The sequence below is a fragment of the Sinorhizobium sp. P24N7 genome, from assembly GCF_042436655.1.
Classification (GTDB): domain Bacteria; phylum Pseudomonadota; class Alphaproteobacteria; order Rhizobiales; family Rhizobiaceae; genus Sinorhizobium; species Sinorhizobium meliloti_A.
Genome location: NZ_JBHMIW010000005.1, coordinates 392,601 through 408,341, shown reverse-complemented (window position 1 = coordinate 408,341; position 15,741 = coordinate 392,601). Strand labels below are relative to the sequence as shown.

The following is a 15,741-nucleotide window of genomic DNA, read 5'->3' as shown; positions in this document are numbered from 1 at the left end:
GGCAGCGATGACCAGGTTGCTCCAGGGAAACGTCATCGTGTGAGCCTCAAAGCGTCGCGGACCGCCGGCATCGACCAGATCGCGTAAACGGCAAAGCTGACGATTATGACGAGGATCGCAAGCTGCACCCTCCAATCCAGCGCGACGAGGTTCAGCTCCTTCAGCGCCGTGACGATCGTACCGCCGGCCGTCAGCAACCAGGTCCAGAAGCGGCCGGACCGGGAAACCGGCTTGCGCGGGCGTGCCGGAACCGCAACCGCCGCCGCCTCGCCCGCTCGGTCCGCCTCGACCTCTCGTGGACCGGCTGCCAGCACCGCGCGAAGCACGGCCTCCAGCTTTTCCGGCCGCACCAGCGCTCGGTTGAGCCCGTCGCCGGCATAATAGGACTGCCCGCGCCTTATCCGCTGCCGGTCACCCTGGCTATCGGCGAGAACCGGCAGAGACGCCCATTCCATCGCCAGGCGCCTCGCGAATTCAACGGGGCGGATTTCGCCGGAGATAAAGCCGGCGAAACCACGGCGGTTCAGAAGGTGAAGGGCGAGCCGGTCCTGAAGCGCAGGATCGAAGCGCTGATCTCCGCCCAGTCCCGGTACTTCCTTCAAAAGCCCGGAGAGCGTGGCCCGCATGAACTGATAGCCCCCCGCCGCACTCGATCCATGCGCCCTCGCCCACCCCTTCTGCGCACGGATCACCTCGGCGATCGCCATGTGCGTAAGCGGCTTTGTGAGCTTTCCCTGGTTATGTCCGTAGATCACGTCGTAAGACGCGCGGCCTTTGCTGCCGACTTCCGCCTCCCGGATAAAGTCGAGCAGCATCGCCGCGCCCGGAGGCACGGTTTGGGTCATGGGTTTCCTTTCTGCTGTTGGTTGGAAAGAGTCGATCGGGCCAAAAATCCGAAGACGTATTCTCTTTCGATTTCAGGTGCGATAGTGATGCCCCCAACTAACTGGGGCTATGGCGTCGTGAACAGCGTTCTTATTACGGGAGTAAGCGGCTTTCTCGGCCGGCACATCCCCCGGTGTGTTCTGGAATCGGGGGCTTCGGTCCATACTGTGGGAAGGACGCCATGGCCAGAAAAGGCAGACGGCGTGACTTTTCACAACATAGACCTTTTGTCAGCCGATGCGGCCGCGTTTGAGAAGATATCGGAAATCGGAGCCGATACACTAGTTCATGTCGCCTGGTGCACTGAACCGGGCGCGTATTGGACTAGCATCGACAACCTTCGCTGGTTGGCCGCCTCCCTGCAACTCGTCCAAGCCTTCGTTCAAGGCGGCGGTAGACGAATTGTGGTGGCAGGCACCTGCGCAGAATACGACTGGAGCTACCACACTCTGATAGAGAGGCAGACGCCCCTTGACCCGTCAACCCTCTATGGTCAGGCTAAGGCCGCCCTTCATAAAACGCTTGCGTCCTACTCAGAAGCGCACAACATCTCATTTGCCTGGGGGCACATCTTTTTTCCGTATGGCCCTCATGAAAAGCGCTCACGCCTGCTGAGTGACCTGATATTCAGTCTGCTTAACGGTATTCCGATGGCGGTCTCTGAAGGGCGGCAAATCCGAGACTTCCTGCACGTCGCAGACGCCGCGGCCGCAATTCAAGCTTGCAGAAAGCGACGTGCAAGGGCCAGTGAACATCGCGAGCGGCGATGCGCGGCCTCTGCGAGACATCATTGCAATGGTGGCGAGTGAGACTGGGCGGGCCGATCTTGTCCAATATGGCGCGAGACCACCGATTCCAAATGACCCTCCCTGTCTAGCAGCATCCGTGAGCCGATTGCGAAACGAGGTCGGGTTCAACCCGCGTTACGGGTTGGAGGAAGGTATCAAATTCACTGTCGATTGGTGGCGATCAGCCATTGCGTCCTCCCTCGTCAGACCTCAGTGAGAACAACATGTACAGAGCTTGCCCAGTTTGCAAGGGAACGGCCCCCGTCCCTACAATCACAAGAGAACGCATTCCTATCCTTCAGAACCGCGTCTATGGCACCAAAAAGGAAGCTATTGCGGCTCCCACAGGACAGCTCACGCTATGCACCTGCAGCCAGTGTGGCTTCTGCTACAATGGCGAATTCAATGAAAGCTTGGTGTGCTACGACGAGCACTATAATAATGATGTTCCTTCCAGAACCTTTGAACTCTACGCGGAAGAAATCGCACGAGCGCTCATCGAAAGATTCGATTTAACATCCGGCACCGTCTACGATGTCGGATGTGGGAAAGGCGCATTTCTGCGCACATTGTGCAAGCTCGCCCCCGGTATTACGGGGATCGGCATAGATCCGAGTTGCACGCCAACCACCGACGAGAACTTCACGCTCATACGAGATATCTTTAGACCAGGATCGTTTGCGTCAAACACGAAGCTCGTTGTCCTGCGACACGTCCTTGAACATATTACCGAACCCGTTACTTTCCTCAGGGAACTCGGCCAAGCGGCTCCCGAAATCCCGCTCTATATCGAGGTGCCTGAAGTCCACTGGATCTTCGAGAATGGCGCTTTTTGGGACTTCTGCTATGAGCACTGCAACTATTTTTGTCGCGGGTCATTGCGGAACGCCTTGGAACGTGCGGGCTTCTCAGTCATCGAACAGGGGCCCGCATTTGGCGGACAGTATCAGTGGGCCATCGGCACGGCGAACACCCTGGTGACAACCCAGACAACTAATGGGGCTGACGCTATCGCAGCCGCGATGAATTACAAGTCCTCTGAGAACCTCATGATCGAAAGAGCACGGTCGATTATAGCTACCAGCGACAATACAGCGGTATGGGGGATGGCAACGAAGGGGGTCATGCTTTCCTGTCTAGTAGGAACTGACCTCATCTCTGCTGGAATCGATATCAACCCCAAAAAGCAAGAAAAGTTTGCTCCGCTATCCGGCGTTCGAATTCACGCCCCCGCTTGGCTCAAGAGTCATCCCGTAAAGACCATTTTAGTTATGAATGGCAACTATGCGGCAGAGATACGCCAAATGATGCACACCACCGGCATTGCCGCCGACATTGTTGTCATGTGACGCCGCGCACGATTGATACGTGTCCAACTCGTACCACCGACAGTAAAAGCCTCAATCGTGTCGGCATCGACGGAAGAATATTCTTCTATGGGCATTCCCGCTCACGAAGCTCCGCAGTGTACAGTTGCAGGACATGCTAACATACTATATGTGTGATTTGAATCCGACATTCGAGAACCATAATGAAAAAGAAGGTCGTCATCGTCTTTCCGGTATACAACGGCGAAAAGACGCTCATAAGCAGTTTAAAAAGTATAGCTGATCAGACTTTTAAGGAGTTTGAAGCGATAATTCTCGATAATAAATCTTTAGACAACACGTTCAGTCTCGCTGAGCAGTTTTGCAGATCGGATCGTCGGTTTTCCGTAATACGAAACGAACAACATATAGGCGCGATAGATAACTTCGCGAAAGCGGTCCGGCTTGGCGCAGAACGTGGCGAATATTTTTGCCTGCGCGCATGCGATGACCATTCATCGCGGGATTTTTTGGCCCGCCTGGTGGAAGCACTTGAAGCCAATCCGGAGAAGCTTCTTGCCGCATGCTCGACAAAGCTCGTAGGGCCAAACGGGACCAGAATCAAAGCCCCGGACGACTCTGTATTCGACTTCACAAGAAAGTATGTATCAGGCAAGGTCCCAAGAAATCTAACGTTCCCCGCCGAGTGGATTTACGGATTGTATAGGGCCAGCGCAAAAGAAACCCTTATGGCCCGCTGGTTCGAGCTCGGAAATCCTTGGTGTTTCGCATCATACGTCGTTTCAGAACTCGTCGTCCGCGACCTCGTGGTGTACGTCGACGGACCAACATTCGACTTCACAGAGGGATCTGGCTCTGAGGCGCGTTATGGGGCCAAAAGTTTTCGAGATCGCCTAACTCAGAGACTGAAATATACTCTGGGGTGCTACGACCTTACAAGAAAACTCCCACCCGTTGGCCTGACGATACGGATTAAATTCTTCAGAATGTGTTGGAACGATGCGCGACGAAAGACTAAATATAAACTTCTCTGGATTTTCTAAATGAAATATCCATTTGACCGCAATTTTTCGTTCCCGCGCCGCACCTTCGTTGATCGTCTATTAACGTTCTATGACAATTGGAGGGTTGCGGCGAGAGAGCGCCGAAAAATTGAAAAGGTGACTATTATACCGGCAAAGGATGCGCCTGCGCTGGGCGCAAGCGATCTTCCGTTGGTATTCGTCACACACAACGAGATCGCCCTCATTCCGGCATTCCTGAGTCATTATCGGAGACTTGGCGTAACCCGATTTATTTGCCTTGATGACGTATCAACTGATGGGACGCGTGAGTATCTGATGGGCCAACCGGACGTTGATGTCTGGACTTCCCCAATTCGCTTTGAGGCGGCGCGGCGAGGGCGCCGTTGGCGCGAAGCCCTGTTTGAGCGATATGGCTATAATCGCTGGTACCTAAATCTCGATTCGGACGAGTTCCTGGTCTATGACCAGTGCCTGCGCGAACCGCTAAAGACTTTGATAAATGTGCTCGAGGAACATAATATCAAACGGTTGCCGGCTCCCATGGTCGATTTTTATCCATCTAGCGAAGCAAAAAGCAGAGACGGCAACATGCCGTGGCACGTCGTGGATCACATCGATAGCAGCGGCTATGAAGTCACGCTTCAAAAGCGAGGCATAAGCGTAAAGGGCGGCCCAAGGAAGCGCCTGTTCAGCGAGGACAATGAGCTAATCAAGTATCCCCTCGTATATTGGGATAAAGATTGCCGGTTCGGAAGCAGCATTCATCGTCCACTTCCTTATAATCGCAATTTTTCGCCCATTTGGGGTGTTCTGTTGCATTTCAAGTTCTTCACCAACTACAGAGAAAAGATTGCTGAGGCCGTCTCCGATAAACAACATTATAACGGTTCGCAGCATTATCAAGCGATGAAGAGTGAAATAGACGAGGCAGGCGCCATCGATTTCGTCGACGAAGCCTCAATTCGTTTCGTCAATCCTGAGCAACTTATTGATCTTGGGTTTATGCCAACGATTGAATTTGATCCGGATGACGCACGACTAGCGCCCTCGCGAAACTGGGGCGCAAGCGTCTAATTGAGGAGCTTACGCCTCTGCCGGTGCGCTTCACCACGCAACGACCTAAGGCCTGCTGAGATTGGGGACACCCGCGGCCGCTTGTTTGATTTCCTCATTCCTGTGCTTGTCACAGGAATCCAGCCAGACCAAGTCCTTGGGCTGAGAGAACGCTTCCCGCGCCGCAGACGCGGCGCTGCTGGATCCCTGTGACAAGCACAGGGATGAGGGGAGGAGAGATTGCACGCCTCCGAAAAGTTTCCTACAGCGCCGCGCGTCTTACACACGCGCAAAGTTCGCTGGAGCACTTTGACCTGCAGCATTTGTCCATTGATCGGCTACGATCAATGGTCAAATGCAGTGGCGCACGGTCGGCACTCGATTCAAGCGCATCGTCATGCGTGCTGACAAAAGCGAACAGAGCTTCAACGCCATTATCAATCTCACAGAAGCCGTCATAAACTCCAAATGAATCTCAACAGGCTTTAGGCCAGCGCATAGTGGTGTATCTGATCGACCAGCAGATCTATAGCGATACAACGGAGCCACCGTCGGATATCTTCCTAGGATGTCGCCTCCCGACCCGATCTAGGTTCCGGTATCGGTGGCACCAGCCTGATCGCTTCTTCGGGGTGACCATTTCGTGCGTGTTATCCTGATTTAGATGCCGGGAAGTAGGCGCAGGGCCCGCGCGCATTTTCGTTGATATCTCAAGGTGTACGTCGGCAAAGAGGCCCAGATCGCCACGGAATGAATGGACACATGTCACGCGGCTTGCTTCATCCGGACAGCCTCGGCTCGCACCCAAGCGTCGACGGGACGTCGGTGCCCCATAGAACGCTGATTCGTGCTTCATCTTATTTGGAGAAACATTCAGTTGCTGCGCATGACCAGCTGATTTATCTGTAGGCATACCATCTCGATAGCTCATTGATACTGGCCCAGATATGCTCATTTTCGACACCTTCCTACTATGGAAGAAGATTTCGCACTCAATTCGGCGTAGTTTAGCCGGTAAGAAGAATTTTCAAGCACGGAACGCAGGCTATGGGTACGAGACGATGCCCAAGAAATTGCGGCGCGTAATTTGGATGTACTGGGACAGGCCGCTTGAGGAGGCCCCGGCGATTGTCCGATATGCCGTAGATTCTTGGGTCAGAAAAAATCCTTCATGGGATGTACGGATACTAAGTGATTCCAACGTTGCCGAATTCGTCGAAGTTCCTCCGCACAGAAGTGATCGCAAGATTCAGTGGCGGGCCGACCTCATAAGAATAGCTCTCCTCCGGGACTATGGTGGGGTTTGGGTCGACGCCACGACCTTCTGTGTCAGGCCTTTGGACGGGTGGCTCCCGCCCTTAATGGAAAGCGGCTTCTTCGCGTTCCCGGACAGCTATCCTGGCAGAACCATGGGCATATCGTTCCTGGCCGCAGTGCCTCAGAACTATCTCGTGGCCAAGTGGTTGCGGTTGATGCTTAAGTACTACTCGAAACGCGGTAACGTGCTGCATTACTTCTGGGTGATGTACCTGTTCGAGTACATCATACGAACGGACCGCAGAGCCTCCGCAATATGGAAGGCTACGCCTAAACTCAGCTCGAAGGGGCCGATCCTTCTCAAGCGCCTTTTGACACAGCCGAACCTCTTGGAGCCGATCCCCGAACAGATCGATGAGACCGCGATTGCGTGGCTGAAGATAAGTTCGGACACCAAATTGGAAAATCAGGAAATCCTCGAAGGAATTGCGATCGGCAGGGACTTCGATTTACGCAGGGTCGCTGATATAGAGCTTCGGAAAAATAGATCAAAACTCGAGCGCGGCAACCCACATCGTGTCGATCTGCTCGTCAGAGATCCCGAGCGCAGCGCCAACAGTTGAAACAAGCGTATGCGTTCGTTTGAAGGTGGTCGCGTATTCCCATTCGATCTGCGCCGCTTCTCTAACTGAAGTCGGCAACGCCTCGATCACCGCAGCGACTTGGGTTTGGCTGAAACCAATGCTGACGAGGGCAAGCCTCAGTTGGCGCGCTGATAAAGGCGGCATTGCCGCTCGCGTTTCGTCGGCAATCGGCGGCTGATAAGGGCGGATCATGAAACCGGGATTGTCCGCCATCCACTGACGGATAGTTGGATTGAGGCCGAAAGTGTCATCGGGACGAGAGATATAGTGGCAATCGTACGTTTCTTTGATGGCGTCGGTCATGTTGATCAAGAGCTTGTAAACGCCTTTCTCCTGTGTTTCGGCAATTGAGTAAACTTGGTTAAGGGCCATTTTTCCGCCTACGATTGTCATTCTATGCGGTCCTCTGGACTATTTGCCAATCTTGTGAAGCAACGTTTCCGCGTGCGCGCCAGGTACCCGCTAACGTAGTTCCTGCGCCCGGATAGCCGCTTTCGACGAAGGAGGTTGTGGAGTATAGGCAAGGGGTTACCTCGCTGTTTCGAACATTCCCCCCGTTCACTGCCATCGGCAGTATAGTCCCGACGGGATAGTTCGCGTTGTCCTGAGTTGTTCCAACATAGACCTCCGCCGCAGTAAACCCGAGGGCATGGGTGTGGCTGGTAGAGGTGACGGAGTTTGTCGTCGAGTTGGTAATGTCGCCAGGCGTGCCGAGCGTCAGGGTGCGATCTGCGGCAAGCGTGCCGCCGCCGGTCAGGCCGTTGCCGGCGATGATCTGTTTTGCAGAATTCGCCGGCGTGTAGCCATAGATCGAGTTGAGGTCGGCCGAGGATAGATTTCCGGAGTGATAGACGACGTGCTCGGCGCCGTTGACCTGGAATTCCAGGCTGTCGACGCCGCCGGAATTCTTCAGTGTGAGGGCCGTGTCTCCGCCGGTCGCCGTATCGTTATAAATGCGAAGCCCTTGATTCACCCCCGTGCCGTCGGTGTGCTGGATATAAGCTTGGCGAGTGGCGCCCTTATAGAAGGTCACATACGGATCGTCGGTGGAGGCGGGGCCAACGATACGTATCGCCTCGCCGGGGGTGGTGATCGTATGGGTCCCGGTCTGGCCGAGCGTCGTGATGCCGTCATAGGCTCCGGAAATTCTGGCGTTCGGAACGGTTCCGGTCGTGAGATTGGAAGCGCTGTTCGCACCGAGATTGGACCTCGCCGTCGCGGCGTCCGTCGAGCCCGTACCTCCTTCGGCGAGCGCAAGCGGTGTTGCCAGCGTCAGGCCCGAGGAATTGAGGCGGCCGACTTCCGTTCCGTTTAAGTTCCACACATGAGAGGAGTTGGCCGGGACCGTATAGTTCAGGGTCGAACCCGTGATCGTGAATCCGTAACCGCTGTAGAGCTGGATATGCTTCGAAAGATCGGTGTTCCCGGCAGCAACCGCATTGGCGAAGCTTATGCCCGACGAGAAATTCTTGCCCGCCATCGAGCCCGGAAGCCGTGCGTCGGAAATCGTTCCCGAGCTGAGATCCGAGGCCGATCCGGACGACGCCACTGCCGCAAGGCCGAGCGTGGTCTTCACGGCAGCGGCGCTGGTGTCGTCGAGGATCGTTCGCGCAAATGGCGTCAGCGCCGTGGTCGCATAGACATCCGATGCGGTCGTGTAGACCGTCCTGTCTGCGGCGGTCGTCAGCCCGGAGATCGACTGCAGACCGGCGTCGTAGGCCTGCACGTCCGCTCCGATTGCCACTCCGAGCGTCGTCCGGGCGGTAGCCGCATCCGTGTCGTCCAGGAGCGCTTTGGCGAAAGCGGACACACCCAGGGTCGTCAGCGCCGCCGCTGCGTCTGCCTCGCCGAGGATCGTGCGCGCGAACGGCGTCAGCGCCGTCGTCGCATAACCCATGGCGATCAGGTCTGAGCGCCGCATCCGCTTGACGATGCCGGTGATCGCGCTGTCCTCGATCGAGATGGCGTCCGGATGGATCAGGAATTCCTCGAGCGGCACCGCCGCCAGCCTCGGCGTACCGCGCTCGGTGCGGCGCCGGATCTTGACGCTGTAGCTCGGCTGCTCCACCGGCCCCTGCGGCGTTTCCATCCTTTCGACCGTTTGCGACTGTTCCAGCACATCCACCTCGTCGTCGCCGACGAGCTGGACGAGCGCCGCTTCGTCCAGACCGGTATGGGCCGAGATCGCAATGGAAGTCTGCTTCTCGTACCACCAGCGGATCACGCCGTTCCTGAGTTTCAGCGCATCATGCGCCGCATCCTGCACGGCGTCGTAGCCATTGCTTTCGGGAAAGACGACATAGTTGATGTAATCGCTCGCCTGATCTGCCGCCGCCTCGTCGCCTTCGTCGACCGGGGCGTATTCCACCACCTTGTCGTTGCCGAGGATGGTGCGGATCAACGAGGGCAGCACCTTCTTGATCGCAGCGCGGACGTCGCGCGAGACGACCTTGGAGCGGTTTGCATCCGCCGGCACGTCCTTCATCGTACCGTCGTAATACTCCATCGCCTTGATGCGGTCGACCGCCAGCTCGTCGCGGTAGTTTTCGCAGTCCTTCACCAGCCGGCTGACGTAGGCGGACAGGCGTTCATCGGTCATTGCGGCCATCAGAGAACCTTTCTGGCGGTGAAGTTCCAGTTTGCGTAGCCGTTGTTCGCCCGTGCGTGGCGCTTCATCATCAGGGCGTAGCGTGAGGCGGAGATCAGATCGTCGCGTTCCTTGACGATCCTGCCGTCCTTGCGGTGATAGAGGCGGAACTCCTCGAACCATTCCGTGCAGGTGGAAAAGACCTTCCAGCGCCCCGTCTGCATCCGCTGCAGCATGTCGGAAAGCCCCGCTTCCACGCCGTTGGTGCCGTCGTCGAAGGTCGCCCGCTCGGGAAGAAGGGCCAATCCCTGCGCGCGGTATTGCGCCGCCAGTTGCTCGCCGCTCCCCTTGTCGTGCTGCAATCCGTCGTGCGGCCATGCCCAGGGCATCGCCGCTCCCCACGGCTTCAATGCCGCCGCGTGGATGATCGGCGTCGCCTCCCGCTCGCGATAAATCTTCGTCACATGGAAGACGTCCGCGTCCCGGTCCCAGGCGCAGCCCACCGCCGCGAAAGGATGGTCCCAGCCGAAGTCGAGCCCGCCGATCTGCACCCAATGCTTTGGGATTTCGAACGGATCGACACGTATGCTCTCCTCCGTCACAGGAAATATCCTGCCGGATCCGAGCGCCGGCACGCCCCTGGTGCGCGCCTCGCGCTCATGGGCGGGATAGCTGTCGATCACCCGCTGGCGATCCTCGAGCGTATAGTGCTCCGCATCCTCGATCGTCATGGTGATGACCGCGCGATCCGGCGATTTTTCCATGAGGTACCTGGCCACGACCGCGCTCAGGCCCCTGAGCGGCGTAAAGGTGACCGCGATGGCGCCGCGCGTTGCATTGGTGCGGGTAATCCCTTCGAAATAGACGTCTTCCGGCGGCTCCTCGTCGAACCAGACGTAATCCACCGTATTGGCCTGCCATTTGGCGCGCCCCTGTTCGTATGCCTTGAAGAGCAGCGTCGAGGCTCTGCCCGAAACATGCCGCACCGTCACGCTGTCGAGAGCACCGGAAGCGCCGGCGCGGCGCGTCGTCGCCTTGATCGCCGCTTTCGGGAGAAATCCGGTGCCCCACTCCTCCTCGTTGAGGGGCGGCCCGACCAGTAGCCGTTGCACGCCGTCGCGGGTCAGTTCATAGGACTCCGAGCCCGCCAGCAAGACGATCGGCCGGTCGAACCGCCGGCCCTGCCACCAGTCGGGATAGCGCCCGGTCAGGTGCATCGCCGCCTCCGCTGCGCCGGCCAGCGTCTTGCCGAGCTGGTTGCCGGCCATGAACAGCCTCTCGCGAAAAGCCGCGCCCGCCGCATGGAACTCCCGCTGCTTGGCATAGGGCCGGTAGGCGGCAACGATATTCGTTCGTTGCCGCCTGTGGAGCTCCGCCATCAGCAGCATCTGTTCCCTGAGCATCGCGGAAAGGCCGGACGCAATTGTCCCCTCGGATGGGTTGGATACGCTCATCCGTGATCACGCCTCTATATTTTTGCGAATTGCGGTCGTAGCCGGCGTAAGCATCGCTTCGTCTTTGCTGGACTGCGCCGGAATAAGATCAATAATGTCCCGAATGCCGTGCTGACATACGAAGCGCCGATGGGAGAAAATCATGATCGAAGGCCATTGCCATTGCAGGGCGGTCCGCGTCGCGGCCCCCGTCCGCCCGGAGACGCTCGGCGATTGCAACTGCTCGCTCTGCAGCAGGCTCGGCACGCTTTGGGGCTATTACCCTTCCAGCGAGGTCAGCATCACCGATCCTGAAAGAAAGCTCGTCGGATATGTCCAAGGCGACAGGACCTTGACTATGCACCACTGCGGCGTTTGCGGCTGCATAACCCACTGGTCGCCGGCCGGCCGCAGCTCACCGCGCATGGGGGTCAACATGCGCGTCTTCGATCGTTCGGTCTGGGAAGACATCCCGCACCGCCTTATCGACGGCGCGAGTTGGTGAAATCGGCTCTGTGTGCCTCGGGCCTTCAGATTCTGCCCATCAAGAGCAAGATCAACAGGACCACGACCAGAACGCCGAGAATTCCCGAAGGGCCGTATCCCCAGCCGGACGAGTAGGGCCAGGCCGGAATGGCGCCGATCAAAAGCAGGATCAGAATAATGAGGAGGACGGTGCCAAGCATATTGCGGTTCTCCCTTGCACGATCGAAATTTCTGCGAACGAAATAACGCGCCAAATCGAGTTTCTGCAGCGACTTTTGCGCGCCTCCGAAGATGTGGGTGCGCTACAAAGAACATCGTTCATCCTACGAATGCGAGAAGTCAGAATATGTTCCACGCCCCACGCGACCCGTATGCGGGCAACACTCAATCAGAACGGGCAGTTTCCTTGGAAGCCTGGTCCTCGTTTTCCGATTTGTCACACCTGGAACAGCGAGGCGGCGTGAAAGAGCCTTTTATCTGCATGTTCTCATACGCATGAGAACATGCTAATTTTCTTTTTTTCTCGGAGGGGAAACCGATGCCACGTATTGCAAATCTTTATTTCAGAACGGCGATTGTTTTTTTGATCCTGGGCATTTCGATCGGCCTGCATATGTCGATCACAGGCAACCATGCCGCAACGGGCGCCCATGCCCACGCCAATCTGCTCGGCTGGGTAACCATGGCGATTTTCGGCGGCTATCACGCGCTTAATCCTCAAAAGGCGGCAAGGCGGCTGGCGGTGATTCAGTATGCGGTCTACACCTTCGGGGTGGCCGTCCTGATCCCGTCGCTCTACCTGATGCTTTCCGGAAACACGGCCGTGGAGCCGATCGTCGCCGTTTCGTCGCTCATCGCCTTCGCCGGCGTTCTGCTCTTTGCCGTCATCATCTTCTCGAGCAGCGAAGCGTCTGTCTCGGCAAGAGTGGCGCCGACGCATTAAAGCTGCACTTTCGCGGGCGGCACGCGCTTTCGCAGGCCGCCTGCCCTCTTCCTGGCTGGAAGCAGTGGCCGGATCGCAGCGTCCAGCGCGCGGATCCGGTCGATGATCTGTTCGTCCGACAAATCGTCAACCCCGCCGGTTGCGGCACTCAGGTCCTTCGGCAGAACCGAGGCGACGAGCTTCAGATAGGCTTCCGGCTTCTCGTCGCGAATGCGAGCGATGACCTCGCTGCCATGCTGGGCGAAATCCGCGCGCACGGCACCGAGAAAGCTGCTCCCCAGCGGGCTGCCCTCACCTCTCGCAGCCGGCATGCCCGCCGCGTCCGGCGCTTCCGCCTCCGGCATGGCGCTCTGATCTTTCATCATGAATTTCTCCGCTCCTCGTCCTTCTCCGGCCGGCAGCTCATGACCACAATTTCTGGAACAATCTTCCCGCCATATGCAATCCATAATTGCGCCGAAATCCCGGATCAGATTGGCGCAACAGGACTGTGCCGCCTCGTTTATCGAAGAGAAATCCGCCACGCCAGGAGGGAATATGCGCCGAAGCCTCGCCACCGCCTTTCTCATTGCCGCATCGACGATCTCCGCCTCTGCCGGGGAACGGGGCGAACCGCAATACTTTGTGAAGGCCTGGCTTCAAATGCCTGACAGAAGTTTCGAGCACACGAGCGGCTGGTGCGATGGAGAAGATGATTGTTTCGTGCCGATCGGTGAGCACGTGATCCAGTTGCGGGATATGTCGGCCTCATCTTACACGTTCAGCTTTTGGAACGACCCCACGCAGCAGGATGCCTGCTGCGTGAGCCACACTGGTTTTCCTACGTTGCGCCTTTGGAGCGGACGTCCCCGCGTCGTTCCTCTTTACTACACCCCGAGAGTATCAGGCGACCCGGGGCAGATACTCTTCGGCAATCTCGTCATAGCAGTCGAGTACTTGGGCTAACCGCCTCCGGTCGCCGAAGCCAGGTCTCTGAAGCGGATCCCTTGGGAAAGCATGTTGGATGCCGCCTGTTCCCGCCATCTCGATAACGCCTGTTTAAGTGTCATCGTTGGCCCAGGAGGGGTTGGCCCTTCCTTTCACTCATGGACTTCTCCTCATGAACATTTGCGTTTCGCGGGTATTGCGGTGGATCAAATTCATTTGCGGCCGGCGATGCCGCCCACTCGCCCGGCGCCGCTGGCGCCTGGATCATGCGAGATATTGGGGTCAACGCGTCTTCACGCAGAATCCGCTTCGCGGATTCGGGTGACGCGGAAGCGCATCGCCGGCCGCGCCGCGGCGTCTTGGAACGCGCGGCATCGCCGTGAACCATGAATTGGAAGTGAGGAGCACGCCGCGCCGAGAGGAGCGCCGGACGTTTTCGAGGTCGCCTCCGCAGGATCAGAGCAGGATTGCAATTCCTCCTCCGTGCTCATCCCTGTGCTTGTCGCAGGGATGAGGAGATCGGGAGGGTGGACATTACGGCAGCTGCCGTTTGCGTGTATTTAAGCCATCTTGCCGACTGCGCGGCCCGGGAAACATACCGGAGGACTGCAATCCCCTCCCTCATCTCTGTGCTTGTCACAGAGATCCAGCAGCGCCGCGTCTGCGGCGCGGGAAGCGTTCTTTCGGCTCAAGGGCTTGGTCTCACTGGACCCTGTGACGAGCACTGGACAACCCGGGGCGGGTATCAGAATCTCAACAAGCCATAGATCACAATGCTGAAGCCCTGAGAGGATAAAATTCCTATCCTTGATTTATGGAATACCGCAATGCCTCTCGGTGCGCAAGCCTTCGTCACGCCAAGAGCGCTTGTTTTTCGATTTGCCCACGGGAAATCTCTCCGATGTCTCACGACGGACCGCAGGAGGTAAGTTCGCCTGCTGCTGCCAACGCGCGGCCCGCTATGAACCCGCTGCTCGGATGCCTGCTTGATGAAGAGGCTGCTCAAATTTTGTTGTACAGATGTATATTATAATTTCCTTGCATAAGACATTGGTCTCTGCTTCAATCCTGAAAGGCTGATGCTTGAGGGCTTGGGTATATATTTCGATAATGATGTCTCGGATGAACGGCAGCGATCGGTTCGCTATCGTTGCTCGATGTCGGACGACGTTTCGTGCCGAGGCAAAACACATTGCTTTGAACATTACTATAGAGACTGAAATTTAGGCCAGTATCCCGATCGTCGGGGAACCACGACAGCCCGCAATGCATTTGCCTTCCCGAGAGAAGGAGCTTCGTCCATGCGCAATCCTTGGATCTATGTCGCCGTCGGTTTCATCGTCGGTGCCGGCTTGTTCGTCACCACGGCCTGGCACCGCACGCCCCTCGCCGAATCCGGTCAGTTCGCCAGCGTAAGACTTGAAAAGACCGACCGCCTGCAGGGTGGCGTCCAGACTTCGTTCGTCATGGAGCGTTTCGGCCCGGTTAAATCCGTCGAGTAACCGGGGACGACGTTCAAACCTGCACTGGACCATTTACAGGTGCGGCAGGCAGCGCTTCAGGCATGCCGGGCACCGCCGCGAACTCTTGCTTTCCGCCGCCGGATGCGCAAGTTACTCGCGCCGGGGTCATGCCGGCGCTGAATGGCGAACGAGGAAGACTGCGGTGAGTCCAGATAACAAGCCCGATGCCGAAATCAGGGTCGAAAAGCGAACGAACGGGCGCTGGGCCTTCGTGCTCAGCTATCGCGGCGTCACCTATCCGGCCCAGGGTCAGTTCGCCACTCAGCTTCAGGCGCAGTCCGCGGCTTACGTCGCAATGAAGCTCCTGCGCAAAACGCGCTGACGGGTTACCCCCTCTAATTGTAAGGCGAGTTACACCGGCGGCGCCCGCCGTCGAAGGGCTGAAACGTGTCGTCCGCAGCGCGATACGAAGCGTACCGCTCCTGGCACCAGCGAAGATGCGCATTGGCGTCGAACTGCCCCCTTTGCCGTTGGCGCAGGCGCGATCTGTCCACCGCCCGGGGCGAAGGGCCTCCCACCGTCGCACCGGGGCCTATGCCGATGTCGGGAGCCCTGCCGCGATAGCGGGAGCCGTAGTTCGGATATCGCTGTTGCAGGAAGTCGCGGTATTCCCTCTCGATGAAGAGATCGTGGTTGCTGCTGCCCGCGGGACGACCGGCGCAAATTCCCGTGCTGCACGTCTGGGCTTGTGCCGGTAGCATACCTGTCGCTACGGCAATCACCGCAAAGGCGAGCATTGCTGAAGCTTTCACGGACTCACCTTCTTTCTGCTCCGGGGAAACGGTCGATGCGCCTCGACATGCTCGTTCGAGGCGCCTTCGCATTGAAAGCATTTAACCTCTATTCGCCCAAAAGTGCAGCG

The 15,741-nt window shown here is 57.6% G+C and carries 17 protein-coding genes; 10 read left to right on the top strand and 7 right to left on the bottom strand.

What is annotated here, in order from left to right; genetic code table 11:
* Positions 1-32: 32 nt before the first annotated feature.
* The gene (locus ACFHWW_RS11465) at positions 33-845 is read right to left on the bottom strand and encodes a hypothetical protein (protein WP_379938241.1); all 813 of its coding nucleotides are present in this window, start codon (positions 843-845) and stop codon (positions 33-35) included.
* On the opposite strand from ACFHWW_RS11465, the gene ACFHWW_RS11460 reads away from it, so the two are divergent.
* The 5 genes from ACFHWW_RS11460 (at position 741) to ACFHWW_RS11440 (ending at position 6,959) form a co-directional block, all read left to right on the top strand.
* Complete coding sequence (locus ACFHWW_RS11460; RefSeq protein ID WP_379938239.1) at positions 741-1,694, top strand: NAD-dependent epimerase/dehydratase family protein; 954 nt, start codon at positions 741-743, stop codon at positions 1,692-1,694. The two genes, ACFHWW_RS11465 and ACFHWW_RS11460, sit on opposite strands and share 105 nt — an antisense overlap.
* A 395-nt stretch (positions 1,695-2,089) precedes the next feature.
* Positions 2,090-3,022 carry a class I SAM-dependent methyltransferase gene (locus ACFHWW_RS11455; protein ID WP_379938237.1) on the top strand — a complete coding sequence of 311 codons (933 nt, stop codon included), beginning with the start codon at positions 2,090-2,092 and terminating at the stop codon, positions 3,020-3,022.
* Positions 3,023-3,201: 179 nt separating this feature from the next.
* Entirely contained in the window at positions 3,202-4,044 is an 843-nt protein-coding gene (locus ACFHWW_RS11450) for a glycosyltransferase family 2 protein (protein ID WP_379938271.1), read from the top strand.
* A complete protein-coding gene (locus ACFHWW_RS11445) occupies positions 4,045-5,100 on the top strand; it encodes a glycosyltransferase family 2 protein (RefSeq protein ID WP_379938235.1) in 1,056 nt (351 codons plus the stop codon).
* 926 nt (positions 5,101-6,026) lie between these two features.
* On the top strand, positions 6,027-6,959 hold the full coding sequence (locus tag ACFHWW_RS11440) for a capsular polysaccharide synthesis protein (RefSeq protein WP_379938233.1): 933 nt from the start codon (positions 6,027-6,029) through the stop codon (positions 6,957-6,959).
* Here the strand turns inward: ACFHWW_RS11440 and ACFHWW_RS11435 are convergent.
* From ACFHWW_RS11435 to ACFHWW_RS11425, 3 genes are read right to left on the bottom strand one after another with little or no spacing between them, the layout of a single operon-like run.
* On the bottom strand, positions 6,885-7,373 hold the full coding sequence (locus ACFHWW_RS11435) for a hypothetical protein (RefSeq protein WP_379938232.1): 489 nt from the start codon (positions 7,371-7,373) through the stop codon (positions 6,885-6,887). The genes ACFHWW_RS11440 and ACFHWW_RS11435 overlap by 75 nt on opposite strands.
* Before the next feature lies 1 nt (position 7,374).
* Positions 7,375-9,588, bottom strand: coding sequence for a hypothetical protein (locus ACFHWW_RS11430; RefSeq protein ID WP_379938231.1), 2,214 nt, complete (start codon positions 9,586-9,588; stop codon positions 7,375-7,377).
* The gene (locus ACFHWW_RS11425; RefSeq protein ID WP_379938230.1) at positions 9,588-11,021 is read right to left on the bottom strand and encodes a terminase large subunit domain-containing protein; all 1,434 of its coding nucleotides are present in this window, start codon (positions 11,019-11,021) and stop codon (positions 9,588-9,590) included. Before ACFHWW_RS11425 ends, ACFHWW_RS11430 begins: the two co-directional genes overlap by 1 nt.
* A gap of 142 nt (positions 11,022-11,163) precedes the next feature.
* On the opposite strand from ACFHWW_RS11425, the gene ACFHWW_RS11420 reads away from it, so the two are divergent.
* Complete coding sequence (locus tag ACFHWW_RS11420) at positions 11,164-11,505, top strand: GFA family protein (protein WP_379938229.1); 342 nt, start codon at positions 11,164-11,166, stop codon at positions 11,503-11,505.
* Between the two features lie 25 nt (positions 11,506-11,530).
* On the opposite strand, the gene ACFHWW_RS11415 is transcribed toward ACFHWW_RS11420, so the two are convergent.
* Positions 11,531-11,686, bottom strand: coding sequence for a DUF3309 family protein (locus ACFHWW_RS11415; protein WP_020487478.1), 156 nt, complete (start codon positions 11,684-11,686; stop codon positions 11,531-11,533).
* Positions 11,687-12,024: 338 nt separating this feature from the next.
* On the opposite strand from ACFHWW_RS11415, the gene ACFHWW_RS11410 reads away from it, so the two are divergent.
* Positions 12,025-12,429, top strand: a complete 405-nt coding sequence (locus tag ACFHWW_RS11410) for a hypothetical protein (RefSeq protein WP_018095312.1) — start codon at positions 12,025-12,027, stop codon at positions 12,427-12,429.
* Here the strand turns inward: ACFHWW_RS11410 and ACFHWW_RS11405 are convergent.
* Positions 12,426-12,791 (bottom strand): hypothetical protein, encoded by a 366-nt coding sequence (locus tag ACFHWW_RS11405; protein ID WP_100674885.1) that lies wholly within the window; start codon positions 12,789-12,791, stop codon positions 12,426-12,428. The genes ACFHWW_RS11410 and ACFHWW_RS11405 overlap by 4 nt on opposite strands.
* A 175-nt stretch (positions 12,792-12,966) precedes the next feature.
* Here ACFHWW_RS11405 and ACFHWW_RS11400 point away from each other — a divergent pair, with 175 nt between their 5' ends.
* The 3 genes from ACFHWW_RS11400 to ACFHWW_RS11390 all read left to right on the top strand — a co-directional run bounded on the left by ACFHWW_RS11400 (position 12,967) and on the right by ACFHWW_RS11390 (position 15,201).
* The gene (locus ACFHWW_RS11400; RefSeq protein WP_324763462.1) at positions 12,967-13,374 is read left to right on the top strand and encodes a hypothetical protein; all 408 of its coding nucleotides are present in this window, start codon (positions 12,967-12,969) and stop codon (positions 13,372-13,374) included.
* Positions 13,375-14,657: 1,283 nt separating this feature from the next.
* Positions 14,658-14,858 carry a hypothetical protein gene (locus ACFHWW_RS11395; RefSeq protein ID WP_379938228.1) on the top strand — a complete coding sequence of 67 codons (201 nt, stop codon included), beginning with the start codon at positions 14,658-14,660 and terminating at the stop codon, positions 14,856-14,858.
* 163 nt (positions 14,859-15,021) lie between these two features.
* Positions 15,022-15,201 carry a hypothetical protein gene (locus ACFHWW_RS11390; protein WP_018095316.1) on the top strand — a complete coding sequence of 60 codons (180 nt, stop codon included), beginning with the start codon at positions 15,022-15,024 and terminating at the stop codon, positions 15,199-15,201.
* Positions 15,202-15,214: 13 nt separating this feature from the next.
* Here the strand turns inward: ACFHWW_RS11390 and ACFHWW_RS11385 are convergent, their stop codons facing one another.
* The gene (locus ACFHWW_RS11385; RefSeq protein ID WP_026168639.1) at positions 15,215-15,580 is read right to left on the bottom strand and encodes a BA14K family protein; all 366 of its coding nucleotides are present in this window, start codon (positions 15,578-15,580) and stop codon (positions 15,215-15,217) included.
* Positions 15,581-15,741: the final 161 nt, after the last annotated feature.